This is a genomic window from Clostridium sp. CTA-19, assembly GCF_054767855.1.
In genome coordinates this window covers 1-18,268 of the sequence record NZ_BAAABH010000048.1, presented here as the reverse complement: position 1 = coordinate 18,268, position 18,268 = coordinate 1, and the positions used below count along the sequence as shown (strand labels likewise).

Genomic DNA, 18,268 nt, shown 5'->3' with positions numbered 1-18,268 from the left:
TTTCCCTATATAGGGTTCCAAGTTGACTCTTAAAATTATTCATTCCAAAACTTGGATACCCCAAATAGTGAGACATGCTCCGAATCACTTAGAATTCAACACTACATCTTGTGTAAAAATATTTTAAGGTTGTTGAATAAATTTAAATTGGAGCTTGTTTCCCTATATAATTACAAAATTGAAAAAATCAGATTTCAACTAATATATCTTAATTTGTTAAATTCAAAGTACTTTTATGCATTTACTTGCTAGTTTAAGTCTCTAATGTTTGCAATGTACTAGTATAATTTAAGAATCTATAAAATATTCAAGTGATAATTATATTTAATATAATTTAGTAAATTTGACGATATAATAGTTATTTTAAGATGCCTATTTGTAAAATCGTCAAATTATATCTACTTTTTATAATATTACAGAAGTTCAATAAATGTACTTATATAAAGCAATATTTTATAATTCTACTTCTAAAATAGTTAAAACTCTTCTTTAAACCTAAAACTTATATATAGTTCCTTAATATTTTGTAAAATTTTAGTTGTATTACGCTGAAAATATAATAATATAACTTCTACTTTTATTTAATTTTTTATTATATTACATATTTTTTCTTTATAATTTAAAAACTTTTTTACTATTTATCTATGACGAAAACTATTATTAATTTTAAAATAAATAATTTATATATAAGCCTAATTTTTACACAAGAAAAAGGAGCTGTCGCTCCTTTAACTTTTATCAGTTAGCTTTGCAACAAACCCCTTATTAACTTTATTATCATACTAACTGCCATGTTTCATCGCTTCCTGGTACTGAATTAGTCCACCATTTAGCTCTATATTTACTACCTTGGTATACAACTATATCCCCTTCTACATAAATGCCTCCAGGTACATAATCTACACTACCATCCGGATTCTTTTCAACTATTTTTTCCCATGCCATATTATTTTCTGGTACACCACCTTGAGTCCACCATTTAGCCTTATATTTTTCACCTTTATATATTACTGTATCGCCTTCTACATATATTTTTTTAGGGTCAAAAGTATCCTCTGGTATTTCAGGTTTTTCTGCAACAGTTATTATACATTCTTTTTTGGCATTTAGCCCTTCACTATCTTCCACTGTATATACTAATTTATACGTTCCTATTGTATTAGTATCAACAGTGCCTGTAACTTTAACTTTACTAGTTAAATCTCCATCTTCTTTATCATTAGCTTTAACACCATTCATTGGATCAAATGTTTCTCCAACAAATATTTTTTTATTTTCTACACCAGTTATAGTTGGTGCAGTATTTGTTGGTGGATCTACCTCACCATCATCTTCGCTTCCAAATTTTTTAAATATATTAGTAAATTCATATTGACTTTTTACTCCTGAATTGGATTCTAACATAGCATCTCTATTCATAGACCAAAATGATGTCATTGCAATTTTATTTTTTATTGCATGATCAACTATTAACTTAGACCACTCTGTAGTAAATATAGGATGAGCACTTCCCTCAAATCCAATAGATGGAGTTGCACCAATTTTTCCATATGCTTGCTCATCTGTTAGCTCTACTTTTGCAAATCTTTTATAATAATTTTTTAATTGATTTTTAGTGCTATCTATAGCTCTTACAGAACCTGTTCCATAGTTTTCACCTTGTAATAAAGTTCCACTACCATAGCACATAGTCATAATATTTACAACTTTAATATCTACTCCTTCAGTAAGATATGCTTCAACTACATCTAATTGTGTTTGAGTTAAACCGCTTGGTAATACTGGAAGAGTTAAAACAATATCAGTTCCTAACTCATCTTGAACCTTTTTAATTGCTTTAGCATTAGCAATATTTTTAGCTTTATCTTGAGCGCCGCCTTCAATGTCTAAGTCTAGCCTTGTTAGCCCATATCCTTGTATTACTTCTTTATAAGTGTTAACTAAAACATCTACATCCTGTGTTACTTCCCAAAATGTGATACCATTTAATCCACCTAATGAGATTGTAACGTCTCCACCTAAATCACGTAATTCTTTTATTGATTTTTTAATTCCTTGATATTGGGTATCATCCTTATGCTCTTCGTTTAAAACAGAGTATCCTCCCCAACCCCATTGAACTTTTCCATCTTTTATAGTATTAGTTGTGGATTGTATAAAACCTAAGTTAAAGTATTTAACACCACTATCATTAGAAATTTTAACTAAATTTGCAGCTCCATTGTTGGTATAACCTGGTTTTGTAACCCATGCAACCATATCTATAAATGGACAATTCACTTGTTTTGGCCACTCTATACCTTGACCAACACTGAAATCATACTTTGGTACAGTTGTATTATCTTCTTTTACAATTATCTTTCTTTCCGCTGTTGTAGTTTCATTTTTACTATCAGCTACACTGTATATTAGTTTATATTCTCCTACTTTTGTTGTGTCTACATTTCCTGTAACCTTAATCTTCTTAGTTAAGTCCCCGTCCTCTTTATCCTTAGCAGTTACACCGTCCATTGGATTAAAGCTATCACCAACTTTGATTTCTTTATCTACCACTCCATTTAATACTGGTTTAGAATTTGTTTCTGGTGGTGTGACACTTTCCCCATATATAGTTTGTCTTCCAAGTTCAGCACCCTTTGATGTCATTCTTTGAGACAATCCTATACTTTTTATTCCTTTGGCATCTGTTGGTGCTACATTAGCTTTTAATTTAAACGTATAACTCCTACCCTGATCTATTGTTTTGCCATCATATACAGCTTCAAGATCAACAATAGTGTATCCGTTTTCTTGTGTTACTGTACCAGCCAAGTAATCACCTGCTGTTAATTTCTCATCACTTTCTATATATAGTTTAGGAAATTTAATTGTTTCTGCTGCTTTTTCAACAGATCTCATAACATCTCCAGACTCATTTGTTGCTTCATTATTTTTTATTGTTATTTCATAACCGCCACTAGATCCCCATGACTCTTTATAAGGCTTTATAGTTGCTGTTACATCTAAGTCCCCATACTTTATTTGATGACTCGGCAGTTCTTCGTTTCCAAATAAACCATTTTTAATACTCTTTGTTAGTTCGTCACGTTTAGTTCCATTAGTTGTTGGTGCATCTTCAGATGCCATCCATGATATAACACCACCTAAATTGTTATTGTTTACATAAGATGTCTTTTCTCCAATTGACTTTTGGTTTTCATAAGTGAAGAATACCCCTGTAGTTTCATCATAAAGATATGGTGCTTTAGCTACATCATCCCAATATTCTTTTATATTTGGATATTTAGCCTTTATCTCATTTAAGTTACGATAGGACCATACGCCTCCACGTCTTCCACCTTCACCTGATTTTAATGGTGCTTCATTTACTGCTCCACGACTTGGACTTTGATCTGCATCTTTTGATATTAGTTCAGCTTTTCCAAATAATCCTGGTGTTTTACTATCAGAACCCTTTGATACTTTTTCCCATCCACGACTATAAAATGCAGCTCCTATAACTATCTTGTCTTCCTTAGCACCCTGACTTATTAGATATTTAACGCTATCATTAACACTTAATCCTTGACCTGCCAATGGGTCTTTTGGATTTGAATATAATCCTGTTTGGTGACCACTGGTATCATCCCATGCACCTCTCATGTCATAGGTCATTATATTAGCAAAATCTACTACTTCAAATAATCTTTTTATATCAATTCCCTTATCAAGAGTTGATTTTGGAGCAGGAATTGCTACTGATAATTCATATTCTTTTCCTAGTTCTTTTTCTTTTTTATCTAATGCATTTCTTAAATCTTGTAATAGCAGTATATAATTTTCTTTATCTTTAGGTGTTGCATTAGGTGTACCTTCATCATTTTTATTGTCTACTAAATCTGGTTGACGTACTGAGCCTGGATATTCCCAATCCACATCTACAAAGTCCATATTAGTATATTCTATAAATTTCATAATATTTTCTACAAGTTTAGCTCTTTTTTGTGAATCATCACAAACCTTTGAAAAATCTCCTGATTTTGACCATCCACCTAAAGAAACTCCAATTTTCAAATTAGGATTTTGTGCTCTTAAATCTTGAAATGCTGATAAAACTCCTGCATTTGCAGCCCCCCATTGAACTCCTGGTTGACCAACTGGTGCTCCTACTGCTGCATCTTTATCTGTAAAAACTAAATTTCCTTCTCCATCAAAATCTAAAAAAGCAAAATTTAAATGTGTTAATTGATCAGCTGGTATATCTTTAGGATAAAAATTCCCTTGTCCTCCCCAAATAGACCAATCTCCATAATACATTACATTTCTTTTTCCTTCTTGAGCATTTTCACTTACAACACTTTTATTCATTTCTACTGCTTTTGCTTCTATTGTACCTATTCCCGGAAGAAGCATTCCAAGCGAAAGTGATACTATCGCTGTTGCCGATATAATTCTTTTAGCTACTATTTTTCTTGTTTTTTTACTAACCATACAATAAATCTCTCCCATTAAATTAATAGTCTTATTAATAATTTATAAAAATAATAGTAGGACTTATACTTGCAAGTATTTTTAGTCTACATATTTATAATAGTAAGCTTATCTAATAATAGTGTCGTATTTTTTCAAAAAAGATTTAGACTAAATAATACATATTAATAAAATTCTTACTTTTTCTATTAATTTCTACCTTATAATAAAAATATATACTTTATTTTGATACTAATAAAAAAGCTTTAAAATAGAATAATTCTATTTTGAAGCTTTTTTATATTACATTGGTTTTCTTATTACATCTATTACAGATCCGTCTCTGTATTCTACTACAGCAACTACGTCATCAGATAATTCAACTGCTTTTGGAGCACCTGTCATCTTTTCAGCTGTAGCTTTTAATTCATCTATTGTCATTATTGGTAAATTTGTTTCTTTTAATTTTTCTATTAAGTCTTTTCTCTTAGGGTTAACTGCAATTCCTCTTTCAGTTACGATAACATCTATGCTATCTCCTGGAGTTGTTATTGTTGTTAACTTATCTTTTACAATTGGAAGTCTAGCTTTTGTAAGTTGTGTAACTATTATAGTTAACTTAGCTCCAGCAGCTGTATCACTGTGTCCACCAGAACCTCCCATTATAGTTCCATCAGAAGCTGTTGTAACGTTAACATTAAAGTTTGTATCTATTTCAGTTGCTCCTAATATAACTATATCTAAGTTATTTACTACAGCACCTTTATTGTCTGGGTTACCATACATAGATGCTGACATTCTCATATGTTTATGAGATGTTGAATAAGACTCAACAGCTTTTAAGTCAAAGCATTGAACATCAAATAAGTTTTTGAATAATCCTTCTTTGTACATATCAACTATGTATCCAGTTATTCCACCTGATGCAAAACTTCCTTTTATTTCTTCTTTGTTCATATATTCTCTAAGCTCTGCAGCTACTGCTAAAGATGTTCCACCAGCACCAGTTTGGAAGCTCATTCCATCTTTTACAAGACCTGATGCTATCATAGTATCTAAAGCCATTTTAGCTATTTTTAATCCTACTGGATCTTTAGTTATTTGAGTTGTTCCAGAAACTATTCCTTTTGGATCTCCTATAGAATCAACTTTTACAATATAATCAACATATATTTGACTGATTTCTATTGGACAGTTTGGATAAGCTACTAAGTTATCAGTTATAGCAACAACTTTTTCTGCACCTTCTGCATCACTTACTGCATATCCTAAAGCTCCACAAGCTGATTTTCCGTATAAACCATTGATGTTTCCATACATATCACAAGCTGGTGCTGCTATAAATGCTACATCTATGTGTAAATCTCCACTTTCTATAGCTCTAGCTCTTCCACCATGAGTGTGCATTACTGCTGGGTATTTTAATCTACCTTCAGATATTGCTTTTGCAACTGGACCTGAAATGTAGTTTGCACAAATTCTAGTTACTACACCACTTTCTATGTAGTCTACAAGTGGTGCATGTACTGGGAATATTGAACTTGCTGCGATTCTTATATCTTTTATTCCTCTTTTTGCGATAGCTTCTACAACCATGTTTAAAACATAGTCACCATTTCTTAAATGATGGTGGAATGATATTGTCATTCCATCTTTTAGATTAACTTTATCTAAAGCATCTTCTATATTATTTAATAATTTTTCATCCATTGGAGTTACTGATTTTACATTAACAGCAGCCTTTTGTTTTTCTCCTGCTTTTGCAAAAACTCCTTCAAATGGCATAACTTCACCATATCCATCTATAAAGCTAGGAAGTTCACGTCCTAATACGTTTTTCATAATATCACCTCAATAAATTACCTTTACTTCTAAGTCATCTATAAATTAACTAATATAACGACTAATTATTTTTCAAAATCTATTTATTCTTAAAGTAATCCTAATATTTTAGCTAATTCAACTGTTGTTTTTGCTCTATTTATGATTGGAGCATCTACCATTTTTCCGTCTAATGAGAAAACTCCTTTTCCTTCTTTTTGAGCTTCTTCCATAGCTTCTAAAACTCTTACTGCATGTTTTATTTCTTCTTTAGTTGGAGCATATACTGAATGTATTCCATCTATTTGTCTTGGGTTTATAGATGCTTTACCAGTCATTCCTAGTGATTTAGCTTTTGCAGTATCTACTAGTAATCCTTCTAAATCATTTGTATCAGTAAATGGAGTATCTATTGCATCAACTTTAGCAGCTTTACAAGCTATTGCAACTCTATTTCTTGCATAGAATACTTCTTCACCTACTTTAGTTCTTTTTATTCCCATGTCTGAAGTATAATCTTCTCCACCTAAAAGAACTCCTACAACTCTTTTTGATGACTTAATTATTGAATAAATGTTTTCAACACCATAAGCACTTTCTGCTATTGGGAATAGTTTTATTGATCCTATCTCAAAACCTTCTTCTTCTTCAATTTTACTAAGTCTTTTATCTATTTCTATTAACTCTTCTTCTGTAGCTTTAGGAACCATTATTGTATCTGGTTTCACTCTAGCTATAACATCTATATCTTCATCAGCAAATTCAGTTGTAAGTGGGTTAATTCTAACAACCACTTCAACACTACTGTAATCTACATTTTTTATTGCTTCTCTTACAAGTACTCTTGCACTATCTTTTTCTGTAAGAGAAACTGCATCTTCTAAATCTAGTATTATTGAGTCTGCTCCTAAAATTCCTGCATTTTGAAGCATTCCTGGATTATTACCAGGCATAAAAAGCATAGTTCTTCTTAATTTTTTCATTTTATTCACCTCTACTATTGAGCTCTTTTTACAGCTGTTTCTACTCTAGCTTTTATAGTGTAATCTAGTGCCCCTTTATCTTGTGCCTTTACTATAGCACTTTCCACTTTTAGCTCTTTTAAAGTTTCTAAAATAACTTTTCTTATTTCTTCACCAAATTGCTTCATTACTATACTCTCAAGGTCTAATTCTATGCCTTTTTCTTCGCTCGGCATAATCATTATATAAATATCATTAGATTCTAAAGTACCTGCTTTCGCAACTTTTTTTATATCCATAGTATTCACCTCTAATTTTTCACGGTTATTTTAATAGTTAAACTACTAAAACGCTATCTATTTTACTGAATTTAAATATGCTTCTTTTCCCATCTCATAAAGGTTATTTCCTTCACAGTCTATAACAACTACTAATGGTAAATCTTTAACTTCTAATCTTCTTACAGCTTCTGCACCTAGGTCTTCATAAGTTACAATCTCTGCAGTCTCTACGCATTTAGCCATTAGTGCTGCTGCGCCACCTATTGCTGCAAAATAAACAGCTTTGTTTTTCTTCATTGATTCAATAACTTCTTTTGAACGTAAGCCTTTACCAACCATTCCTTTTAATCCTTGATCTAAAAGTTGTGGTGTATAAGCATCCATTCTATAGCTAGTTGTTGGGCCTGCTGATCCTATTGCCATTCCTGGTTTCGCTGGTGTTGGTCCAACATAATATATCAAACTATCTTTTACATCTATAGGTAATTTCTCACCTTTTTCTAATAAATCAACAAATCTTTTATGGGCTGCATCTCTAGATGTATATATTACTCCTGAAAGTAATACGCTATCTCCAGCTTTTAAATCTTTTACTTTTTCTTCAGTTAATGGCATAGTTATTCTTTTTTCCATTACTAAATACCCCCTATTAAAGCTCTACTTCAGCATGTCTTGTAGCATGACAGTTTATGTTTACTGCAACTGGTAATCCTGCAATATGAGTTGCATATGTTTCTATATTTACAGCAAGAGCAGTTGTTTTTCCACCAAATCCTTGTGGTCCTATTCCTAAACTGTTTATAGCTTCTAGTAATTCATTTTCAAGCTCTTCATAGAAAGGATTTGAATTTCTCTTATCAAATGGTCTTATTAAAGCTTTTTTAGCTAAGTTTGCAGATCTATCAAAAGTTCCTCCAATTCCAACACCTACAACTATTGGTGGGCATGGGTTTGGGCCTGCTTCCTTAACTACTTTTAATATAAACTCTTTAACACCTTCTAGTCCATCAGATGGTTTTAGCATTTTTATTTGGCTCATGTTTTCTGAACCAAATCCTTTTGGTGCTACTGTGATTTTTAATTTATCTCCTGGAACTACATTATAATAAATTATTGCTGGTGTATTATCTTTAGTATTAACTCTATCTAATGGGTCTTTAACAACAGATTTTCTTAAATATCCGTCTGTATATCCTCTTCTAACACCTTCGTTTATAGCATCTTCTAAGCTTCCACCAACTATGTGAACCTCTTGTCCAAGCTCAACAAATACGCATGCCATTCCAGTATCTTGACACATTGGCATGTTTTCATTTTTAGCTATATCAGCATTAGTTATTATCTTATTTAATATACCTTTTGCTATATCCCAATTTTCATTATCTCTAGAGTTAATTAATGCATTTTTAACATCTTCACCTAAGTAATAATTAGCATTTATACATAACTCTCTTACTTCTTTACTTATTTGTTCAACATTAATTTCTTTCATTGCAACTCCTCCAAAATTGGCAGTCTATTTTTTATTATTATAAAGACTTTCTACTATGTAAAACTTTATCTTATACAATTAAATTTTTATTTTAATTTAAGCCTATAATATAAAGTTTATGTTATTCATAGTGTAAAAGGCAGTTTTTTATAAACCGCCTTTTATCTAATATATATTTATTATTTGTTTCTTCTGTTAACTAATGCAACTACTCTGTTCATTTCGTTGTTAACTATCATGTATCCTTCATCAACACCCATACCTGGTTTTGCAAGACATTGGTCTGCTCCACAAGCTATTGCGATGTTAGTGCAGATTTCTGCAGATCTATTTGTTTCGTTACAAGTTCCTCCACAGTAAGCTCCTACACCTTTTTTCTTACAGTATAATATAGAATCTATGATATTGTTAACTCCGCCAAGGTCTGGAGTTTTGATTTGTAGCATATGTCCTGCATTGTTATCAGCGAAGAATTTAACATCATCGTATGTGTTACACCATTCGTCTGCAACAAGCTCAACATTCATTCCTCTGTTGTTTATTTCAGTTGTTAAGTCTCTTAAAGCTTCCATTTGTCTTTCTCTATGCTCAACATCCATAGGTCCTTCAATTCTTAATTTGAAAGGTTTAGCAGCTTCTTCTAATGTTTGGATATAATCAGCCATTGCTTTTGTATCGTAATCGAAAGCTACTCCTATTGTTCCATAAACATCTATGTGGAATACTGGGCTATAGTCTTCACAAGTTCTTAATTTTAGAACTCTGTCACTTAACCATTTAACATATGCATGTAATTTTTCACCGTTGTTACCTAATTTATCAGCAACATGGTTGATTAAAGCGTGAGGCATTACGTCTGCACCTTTTATAATCATTTTGTCTGCATTATCATATCTGTCATCTCCAGATTGAGTGAATATAGGAATTCTTTTTATTTCTACTCCTGTGTTGTATTCATCTCTTACAACTTCAGCCATAGTTACTTTTTTAGCTTTTGCTACGCCATCAAGGATTGCTTGAGTTACACCATATCTGATAGCTGTATGTAATCTTTTTCCATCAACTGTCATGTGGTCAAACTCTTCAGCTAAAGCTTTGAAGTTTTCTAATTCTCTTCCTATTAATTTAGGTGCGATTTCTTTTTCAATAACTGGTATAAAGTCTTTTGCTAAGAATAATGGATCTCTTCCACCTGCTCCAGAGTATTGAACTGCTGCACAATCTCCACAAGCTACTTGACCATCTTCAAGTACTAACATTACAGATATAGATTCTCCAGCTTGTCTTACAGATGTAAATCCTTCAGTTACAGCTTCTCCTACATATGTAAATCCATCATGTCCTGCTCCTTTTTTTATAGCTCTTTGGTCATCAAAATAGAATCCTGTTCTTCCTGCTGAACATATTACGTCAACAATTTTCATATAAAACACCTTACCTTCTAAAGATTAATAAGTATATATTAATTTATTTTTTTAACAATTTAATTATTATTCAGGTCTTCCTACTAATTTACCTTTTCCAACAGCGAATATATCATCAACTGTCATTTGGAAGCAAACATCTCTTCCTTCGAATTTAGCTCTTTCTTCTAATTTCTTTAAGTTATAAGCTTTTAATTCTTCAGTGAATGGAATGTTTCCTAATTTTAAGTATCTTACAGCACCATCATTATCTCTTGCAGGCATCATTTTACCAGCATTGTATTTGCTTGGTGCGAATGGGATATCTAATAATCCTCTTTCAAATGCTTTAACTGCTCCTATAGCTAAATCGCCATTTCCAGCTTCATAAACTGCCTCTAACATACATTTAGTTTCAGCTTTTATTATATTAATTTCCTCTTCTAACTCTTTAGACATTGCCATTCTTTGTCCTTCAAGTAAGTTTAGAGTCATTTTTGTTGTTTTTATACCTTGTGCATTAGCTTCTTTTGTTGGGATACCAATAGCTTCGTGTGTAGTTTTAACGATAACTTTAGTAGCTCCAGCTAAAGCTGCTGCTGCTGAACCTGTAGATATAACACCATAAGCTTTTGCTTCGTCAGCAGGGAATCCACCCATCCATTGGTGGAATACTGTTGTAACGAACACATCGTTGTATCCATTAGCTTTTAAGTATTCATTACATTGCTCTTCTAATGATCTTATAGCTGCAACGTCTTGGATTAAGTTTCCGCATTGACCGTATCCTACAGTAATGTTTTTAACACCTTGCTCTGCTGCAAGTAAAGCTTCTATTATAGCTACTACGTTTGATGTACTTGGTGGTACTAATGTTCCAGTTAATGGACCATATGGTTCTCTATTTATTGATATACCATGTTCTTCATAGTAACCAACTAGTCTATCGCAGTACTGCCAATCTAAGATTGTTTTTTCTAATGTAACATTTTTAGCGTATGGTATGTTATAAGATATACCACCACCCTCATTTGATGTCCATCCTGATGCATGTGTAATTTCTGCAAGTAATCTTCCGTCTGGAGTACCATGTCTTGATTCTATTGGTAAGTTAACTGATTCAAATACTTTTTTACATCCAGCTACACCATGGTTAACCCCTGGGAATCCGTTAAGTAATGATCTTCCTTCTTTTATACTTTCTTTTATTCCAACTTCACATTCTTCATATCTATTTTGTCTTGTATAACTATCTATTGTTGAAGGTAGTAAATCTGCTCCACCTTCATTTTGTAAAAATGATAATAATTCTACATGCTTATCTATTAAAGCAACACCTGCTCTTGGTTGTGCTAAAGTAATTCCTTCTTGTTTTGCTTTTACTAATTTTTTAGCAAAATTTTTGTGGTCTGGAATTGTTTTGTTATATTCTATTCCATCTTGTATATTGGCTACATCTTTTCCTGTTGGCCATTGTGCTAAAACTTCTTCTCTTACTTTGAAAAATTCCTCTTCAGTCCATTTTTTATTTTTAAGTTCCACTTTAAATTACCTCCTGATAATTACACATTAACTAAATATTTTTTCATAATTCTAACGGCTTTATCTGGATGATCATGTGCTAACAATCCCATCGCTGATAATATATAACTCTTATCTAACAAAAACTCTGGTTCCTGTGGTTTTAATGACGTTGGATCTTCCTTTTTAAAAGTACCAGCATTTAAAATATCTCCTGGATTTTTACTATGAACTAAAACTCCACCTGTACCTATCATATATTTAACTTTCATAAGGTCTTTACCCATTTGGTTAAATACAACTCCCATTGGAGTATATACATTTTCAATATGTCCTGCATGTCTTTCAAGTGCAAGTTCAGTTGCTACTTTAGCCATAGCTTCATCAAATTTTATTTCCTCATCATTTTTAGGTACCATTTTTATGTTTTCGTATCTATATTTACAACACTCTTCTATATTTATTTCTCTTTTTTTATCACCTAAGTAATTTCTTAGCTTTCTAGAGCCACCAGCTTCCCAAAGAGAAACTGCAGAATATCTCATTCCTAAATCACCTTCAACTGTTCTTTTAGCGAAAGGTTCTTCAAGTCCTCTCATGTTAACTCCTGCCTTTGTTGGTTCTCCATCAGCTATTGAGTGAATATCAGTAGTTGCTCCTCCAATATCAACAACTATTAAGTCGCCAATACCTTCTTCCTCATCGCTACCTTCACTTAACACTCTTGCAGCCTTTAATACTGCCGCTGGCGTAGGCATTAATATTCCGTTTACAAAACTTTCTGCATTATTAAGGCCCTTTGCATCTGTTATTTTATCCATGAATACTTTTCTTATTTCTTCACGGGCTGGTTCAACATTTAATGAATTTAATGTTGGCATAACATTTTCAGTTACACTAAAGTAAACACCAGCTTCTTCAAGTATTTCTCTTATTTCATCATTAGCTACTTTATTACCAGCAACTACCACTGGAACATCTATGTTATGCTTTACAATCATCTTAGCATTATGTATTACACACTGTTTATTACCACCATTTGTTCCACCTGCTAGAAGTATTATATCAACATCTGAATTTTTAATTTCTTCTGCTTCATAATTTGTTATTTCATAACTATACACTTTTAACACTCTCGCTCCAGCGCCTAAAGCTGCTCTTTTGGCTGCTTCTGCAGTTAAGTCTGGAACTAGACCTAAGGCAACCATTTTTAATCCACCAGCTGCTGATGAACAAGCTAATTTTTTTACAAAGTTTACATCTTTGCCTTCTAATTGCTCTTCTAACTTCTTATAAGCCTTATCAAAACCAGTCATAATATCATCTTCAATTGTTGTTATATCCTTTGCTGAAGCTAATATTTCTTCATTTTCAATATCTACAGCTGTAAGTTTTGTGTAGGTACTACCAAAGTCTAAAAGTAAGTATGCATCCACTTTAATCACTCCACTTTTGTATATTTATTATAGTCCTAAATCTTCTTTTAAATCGTGAATTGTTGTTTCAAGACTTGTTCCAGGTGGGTAAACTCTGTCAAATCCCATAGCTTGGAATCTTCCAAGAACTTCTTCCCAGTTTTGTTTTCCTACAACTATATTTCCACCTACATAAAGTAAAATGTCTTTTAATCCAGCCTCATCACAGTTCTCTCTTAATCCTCTACAGTCAATTTCTCCATGACCATAAAGTGAAGATACTATTATAACGTCTGCATTAGTTTCTACTGCTGCGTTAATGAAATCTTCTTGTGGTGATAATACACCTATATTTATTACGTTGAATCCTGCTTCTGTTAAAGCATAATCTAGGATTTTGTTACCAACTGCGTGACAGTCAGCTCCTATAACTCCAAGAACTAAAGTTTTCTTTTCCATTTCTAAAGCCTCCCTAAAAAATAATTAATTGTGATTAGTATTTTGCTTATATTTTATTTCAATTAGCTTAGACTTAAGTGCTTTTACAGAACCCGAATCTAAACTATAAGAAAACTCAATTATTTCTTTATTGTGAATATTTAGTATAGAGATATCTTTTACTCTTCCCGGCGTAACTATTAGCACATCAAACTTTTCAACTATCTTTTTTAGTTTGTCCACTTCTAATTCATTGAAATACTGTACATTTAAATCTGCAAGCCCTGAATCATCTAATGCCGCTTTCATCTTAAAAATCATTTCTTGTGATATACATATAAAAGCAAAACTTGTTTCATAAGGGTGTCTCGCAATTTTTACTATAGATTCCAACTTAGGATTTATAGCTACCCCTAAAACTTCTCTATTTATTTCCTTTATTGCATTTTTAACTTCATTTACATGATTGAATGTTGCAATTATAACCTCGCTGCCATTTACTATTTTTTTTGTTTTTTCTGACATTTCATTAAGTTCTGACACTGTTAAAGGTATAACATTCATATTACTATTTTCACTTAATTGTTTACTAAACATTCTCGATTGTTCAATGTTACATTCAACAAAAATTGCTGTAACTTTTTTCATTAATTCTTTTTTTTCTTTAACTCTTTCTATTACTATTTCTAGAAAATCTTCTGCTTCTACACCAATTTCTAGAGCCTCTTCAAGGGCTAAATCAACAAACTTTATTAGCTTGTTTTTTATTTCCTCATCCTTCCAAGAAATAACTTCTTCTGCTACGAATGTTCCTTTTCCTTGAATAGACTTTAATACACCACTATTTTCAAGTTGTTTATAAGCAGTACTTATTGTATTCCTACTTACTTTTAGCTCCTGTGAAAGTTCTCTTTCCGTTGGCATTTTGTTTCCTACCTTGAGAGTACCTTCTTTTACCAAATCCATTATTTGCTTTTTAACTTGAATATACAGTGGTATTCCGCATTTTTTATCTACCACAATATTCATAAATACCTCCCAAGTCTAAATGGACTAATGGACTAATCCATTTCCCATTTACAATGTAATAATACCATATGGCCCTATCTAATTCAATGCCAATTTTGATAAAAATCAAAAAAAAGCCGACCCAGATTTCCTGTTCGGCAAGTTTCGATTCATTTGTTTGAATCTTTTTTAAATTTTCTCTATTTTTAATTTATATTTTTTTGTTTTTATTTATTTTTTTACAGTTTTCTGCAAATTTTTTCATATTTTTCTCATTTTACTTACTTTTTGTACCATTTTTATAATAATATTCTATTGACTTGAACAATGATTGTGCAACTTTTTTTTGATAACTTTCATCTTTTAATTTAGACAAATCTTCATTATTCGATAAAAACCCACATTCTATAATAAAACCTGGCATAGTATCATTAGTTCTTAATACCTTATAAGCATCTTTTGCTGGTTTTGCCTGTCTTTTATTATTGGTATCTAAATCTTCTTTTAAGTTATTTTGTACTATTTTAGAAATAACTTCACTTTCTGGATTATTTGAGTACCATACTTGTGCTCCTTTACAACTAGCATCCTTAAATTTATTTAAATGTATACTTACAAACAAATCACAATTAGTTTCTTTCTTTAATTGACATCTAGCATTTAAATCTTCATTTTTCTTTTGTCTTACAGTTCCATTCTCTGAATATAAACCTGTATCTTCATATCTAGTTAAATATACATTATATCCTGATTCCTTTAAAAGTTTTTCAAGTTCAAGAGCAATATTAAGATTTATGTGTTTTTCTACAGTACCATCTGATGCACTAGCACCACCATCCATACCTCCATGTCCTGGATCTATAAGTATAGTTTTAACTTTATTATCATTTAAATTAATTACATCTTCACTTCTTTTTAAATCTGTTGTAAAAAAACTTCCAAATACAATTAATATAGCCATTAAAGTACCAATTAAAATACTATTTTTATATTTCATATTTTCACCTCTAATTTGTCTGTTTTAACATAATTTAAGTTTTATTAAATTATTTTTAATATTTCTTTACTTAATATACCCACATATTCTTATAAATATTACTATGTTAATTAAAATTAGTTTGATTGAGTTAAACTATTGGCACTATATGGATTTTCTAATTATAATTTTATTTTACAAAAAAATAACACCTCAAAGCAAAATTGCTTTGAGATGTTTTATTTATTAATTATAAGCAGTTTCTGCAACTATCTCTGCTATATTTACTGCATGGTCACCTATTCTTTCAAAGTTACTTATAACATCTAAGAATATTGCACCTACTGTTGCATTACAAACTCCATTATTAAGTCTTTTTATATGTGATGACCTTAACTGTTTTTCTAAACTATCGATTCTGTCCTCTACTGATCTAACTGTATCAGCTTTGTCCTTATTATAGTTTTTAAAACACTCAATACTCATTTCTAAAGAGTTAATTGTGTAATTAAATATATCATTTAATTCTTTAACACCTTCCTCAGAAAAGTCCGCATTTTTAGTCATTTTTTCACTAGCTAAATCTGCTATATTTTCAGCATGATCACCTATACGTTCAATGTCGTTAACAACATGGAACATTGCTGCAACCATCCCCTTTTGTTCTTCTCCTAATTCACTGTTAGATAATTTAACTAAGAATTTAGTTATATCATCTTCTAATATATTTATAAGCTTTTCTTGCTCATATACTTTTTTTAATGCCTTTTCATCATTATAGACAAAGGCTTTCATAGCAAATTCAACATTTTCCTTAGCTTTAGTACCCATTCTTACAAGTTCATTTGTTGTTTGACCTAAAGCAATTACAGGGGTTTCTAATAATCTTTCGTCTATGTACTGAACACCTATTGCGTCTTTTTCATCCTCACCTGGTATTAACCTGTTAACTAATGCAACTAATGGTTTTATGAACCAAATTAATAAAAATGTATTAATCACATTAAATATAGTATGTGCATTTGCTATCTGTCTTTTTACAGCTTCTGCATTATTTCCTGGTGTTATAGTTTGAACTACATTTGCTAATTGAGTTGCAAATCCTATAAATATAAGAGTTCCTATTACATTGAATAATAAATGTATTACTGCTGCTTTCTTAGCTGTTCTAGAAGTTCCTATACTTGATATCATTGCTGTAACACATGTACCTATATTACTACCTAATAATATTGGTATAGCTACGCTTAGTGGTAATGCTCCTGTTGATGCAAGTGCAACTAGTATACCTGTTGAAGCTGAAGAACTTTGAATTACAGCTGTCATAACAGCCCCTAGTAGTACTCCTAATAATACTTTACCTTGTAATTTTAATATTAAAGTTGTAAATATTGGTGAATCCGCTAATGGTGACATAGCATTTTTCATTAAATCTAATCCTAAAAATAAAATACCAAATCCTAAAACTATGTTTCCTATTTGCTTCTTCTTATTATTCTTTGAGAATAATACTATCATTGCACCGATTGCTAAACATAATGGTGCTAAAAAATCCATTTTAAAAGCAATTAATTGAGCTGTAATAGTTGTCCCTATATTCGCTCCCATTATAACAGCTGTAGCTTGATATAAATTCATAAGACCTGCATTAACAAATCCTACAACCATAACTGTAGTAGCACTACTACTTTGAATTATACCTGTTACTATAGCTCCTGTTAAAACTCCTTTTACTGGGTTAGATGTTATCTTATCAAATACGCTTTTTAATCTGTCTCCAGCAGCATTTTCTAAACCGTCTCCCATCATTGTCATTCCATAAAGAAACAGTCCTAATCCGCCGAACAGACTAACTATTGTGGTAAATAAGTCCATAGATTACCTCCAAAATAATTTTAACTTTTATCTAAAATTCCTATTAAATGATACCTCAAAATTAAGTTCATGTTAATATATACAGAACAAATTTAACATAAACATAACATAAAATGAAATCTTCTAAATTCACTGTTATTTTAAGCTAATTTTTTTACCACACCTTCTATATATATCCTTTATATAGGTATAACTATTAATTTAATATCAATATGTATTATATTAAATTGACTTATAAATAAAATTATAAATCTTCTTGTTTAATATTATAGGGAAACAAGCTCCAATTTAAATTTATTCAATAACTTTAAAATATTTTCATACAAAATGTAGTATTGAATTCTAAGTTATTCAGAACACGTCTAACTATTTCAGGTATCCAAGTTTTAAACTTATTCATTTATCAAACAAGAAAATTTCAAATTAATATTTTACTGCTAGTTAACGCTTATTTTAGTTAAGAGTGAATAGTTAACAGCGGACGGCTCCCCTCTAATTGGACAAACTTAACTTATACTAATATATGCTTAAATTTTTAAACACACATTAAATTCTTAAGATAATATTCGTGTGGTGTAACATATCCAATTGAAGAGTGTATTCTCTCATTGTTATATCTATAAACAA

At 31.1% G+C, this 18,268-nt stretch carries 14 protein-coding genes; all 14 read right to left on the bottom strand.

Annotation, left to right across the window (positions count from 1 at the left end):
- Positions 1 to 777: 777 nt before the first annotated feature.
- Complete coding sequence (locus ACYUE0_RS16700; RefSeq protein ID WP_460271693.1) at positions 778 to 4,470, bottom strand: glycosyl hydrolase family 18 protein; 3,693 nt, start codon at positions 4,468 to 4,470, stop codon at positions 778 to 780.
- Between the two features lie 282 nt (positions 4,471 to 4,752).
- Positions 4,753 to 6,291 carry a citrate lyase subunit alpha gene (gene citF / locus ACYUE0_RS16695; protein ID WP_199870417.1) on the bottom strand — a complete coding sequence of 513 codons (1,539 nt, stop codon included), beginning with the start codon at positions 6,289 to 6,291 and terminating at the stop codon, positions 4,753 to 4,755.
- A gap of 89 nt (positions 6,292 to 6,380) precedes the next feature.
- A complete protein-coding gene (locus ACYUE0_RS16690; RefSeq protein WP_061995378.1) occupies positions 6,381 to 7,253 on the bottom strand; it encodes an HpcH/HpaI aldolase/citrate lyase family protein in 873 nt (290 codons plus the stop codon).
- A 14-nt stretch (positions 7,254 to 7,267) separates the two neighbouring features.
- Positions 7,268 to 7,531: a citrate lyase acyl carrier protein gene (gene citD, locus ACYUE0_RS16685; protein ID WP_010295146.1), complete on the bottom strand. Its 264-nt coding sequence runs from the start codon at positions 7,529 to 7,531 to the stop codon at positions 7,268 to 7,270.
- Between the two features lie 57 nt (positions 7,532 to 7,588).
- Complete coding sequence (locus ACYUE0_RS16680; RefSeq protein ID WP_010295148.1) at positions 7,589 to 8,146, bottom strand: Fe-S-containing hydro-lyase; 558 nt, start codon at positions 8,144 to 8,146, stop codon at positions 7,589 to 7,591.
- A gap of 16 nt (positions 8,147 to 8,162) precedes the next feature.
- Positions 8,163 to 9,005 carry a fumarate hydratase gene (locus ACYUE0_RS16675; RefSeq protein WP_199870416.1) on the bottom strand — a complete coding sequence of 281 codons (843 nt, stop codon included), beginning with the start codon at positions 9,003 to 9,005 and terminating at the stop codon, positions 8,163 to 8,165.
- Positions 9,006 to 9,184: 179 nt separating this feature from the next.
- On the bottom strand, positions 9,185 to 10,429 hold the full coding sequence (locus ACYUE0_RS16670) for a methylaspartate ammonia-lyase (protein ID WP_010295153.1): 1,245 nt from the start codon (positions 10,427 to 10,429) through the stop codon (positions 9,185 to 9,187).
- A 66-nt stretch (positions 10,430 to 10,495) separates the two neighbouring features.
- Entirely contained in the window at positions 10,496 to 11,950 is a 1,455-nt protein-coding gene (locus tag ACYUE0_RS16665; RefSeq protein WP_061995380.1) for a methylaspartate mutase subunit E, read from the bottom strand.
- A 20-nt stretch (positions 11,951 to 11,970) separates the two neighbouring features.
- Entirely contained in the window at positions 11,971 to 13,365 is a 1,395-nt protein-coding gene (gene glmL / locus ACYUE0_RS16660) for a methylaspartate mutase accessory protein GlmL (protein WP_061995381.1), read from the bottom strand.
- A 27-nt stretch (positions 13,366 to 13,392) separates the two neighbouring features.
- Positions 13,393 to 13,803 carry a methylaspartate mutase subunit S gene (gene glmS, locus ACYUE0_RS16655; RefSeq protein WP_061995382.1) on the bottom strand — a complete coding sequence of 137 codons (411 nt, stop codon included), beginning with the start codon at positions 13,801 to 13,803 and terminating at the stop codon, positions 13,393 to 13,395.
- Between the two features lie 24 nt (positions 13,804 to 13,827).
- Complete coding sequence (locus ACYUE0_RS16650) at positions 13,828 to 14,811, bottom strand: GntR family transcriptional regulator (protein ID WP_061995383.1); 984 nt, start codon at positions 14,809 to 14,811, stop codon at positions 13,828 to 13,830.
- 256 nt (positions 14,812 to 15,067) lie between these two features.
- Positions 15,068 to 15,787, bottom strand: coding sequence for an N-acetylmuramoyl-L-alanine amidase CwlD (gene cwlD / locus ACYUE0_RS16645; protein WP_061995384.1), 720 nt, complete (start codon positions 15,785 to 15,787; stop codon positions 15,068 to 15,070).
- Positions 15,788 to 16,012: 225 nt separating this feature from the next.
- Complete coding sequence (locus ACYUE0_RS16640; protein WP_460271687.1) at positions 16,013 to 17,641, bottom strand: Na/Pi cotransporter family protein; 1,629 nt, start codon at positions 17,639 to 17,641, stop codon at positions 16,013 to 16,015.
- Between the two features lie 535 nt (positions 17,642 to 18,176).
- On the bottom strand, positions 18,177 to 18,268 hold a 92-nt coding region (locus tag ACYUE0_RS16635), incomplete at its 5' end, for an IS3 family transposase (RefSeq protein WP_460271694.1).

Bases quoted from the DNA above. Each gene is read 5' to 3' on its own strand.
- cwlD (WP_061995384.1), bottom strand. From the start codon at position 15,787: ATGAAATATAAAAATAGTATTTTAATTGGTACTTTAATGGCTATATTA.
- ACYUE0_RS16700 (WP_460271693.1), bottom strand. From the start codon at position 4,470: ATGGTTAGTAAAAAAACAAGAAAAATAGTAGCTAAAAGAATTATATCG.
- ACYUE0_RS16675 (WP_199870416.1), bottom strand. From the start codon at position 9,005: ATGAAAGAAATTAATGTTGAACAAATAAGTAAAGAAGTAAGAGAGTTA.
- ACYUE0_RS16650 (WP_061995383.1), bottom strand. From the start codon at position 14,811: ATGAATATTGTGGTAGATAAAAAATGCGGAATACCACTGTATATTCAA.
- ACYUE0_RS16640 (WP_460271687.1), bottom strand. From the start codon at position 17,641: ATGGACTTATTTACCACAATAGTTAGTCTGTTCGGCGGATTAGGACTG.
- ACYUE0_RS16680 (WP_010295148.1), bottom strand. From the start codon at position 8,146: ATGGAAAAAAGAATAACTATGCCATTAACTGAAGAAAAAGTAAAAGAT.
- citF (WP_199870417.1), bottom strand. From the start codon at position 6,291: ATGAAAAACGTATTAGGACGTGAACTTCCTAGCTTTATAGATGGATAT.
- ACYUE0_RS16690 (WP_061995378.1), bottom strand. From the start codon at position 7,253: ATGAAAAAATTAAGAAGAACTATGCTTTTTATGCCTGGTAATAATCCA.
- ACYUE0_RS16670 (WP_010295153.1), bottom strand. From the start codon at position 10,429: ATGAAAATTGTTGACGTAATATGTTCAGCAGGAAGAACAGGATTCTAT.
- glmS (WP_061995382.1), bottom strand. From the start codon at position 13,803: ATGGAAAAGAAAACTTTAGTTCTTGGAGTTATAGGAGCTGACTGTCAC.
- citD (WP_010295146.1), bottom strand. From the start codon at position 7,531: ATGGATATAAAAAAAGTTGCGAAAGCAGGTACTTTAGAATCTAATGAT.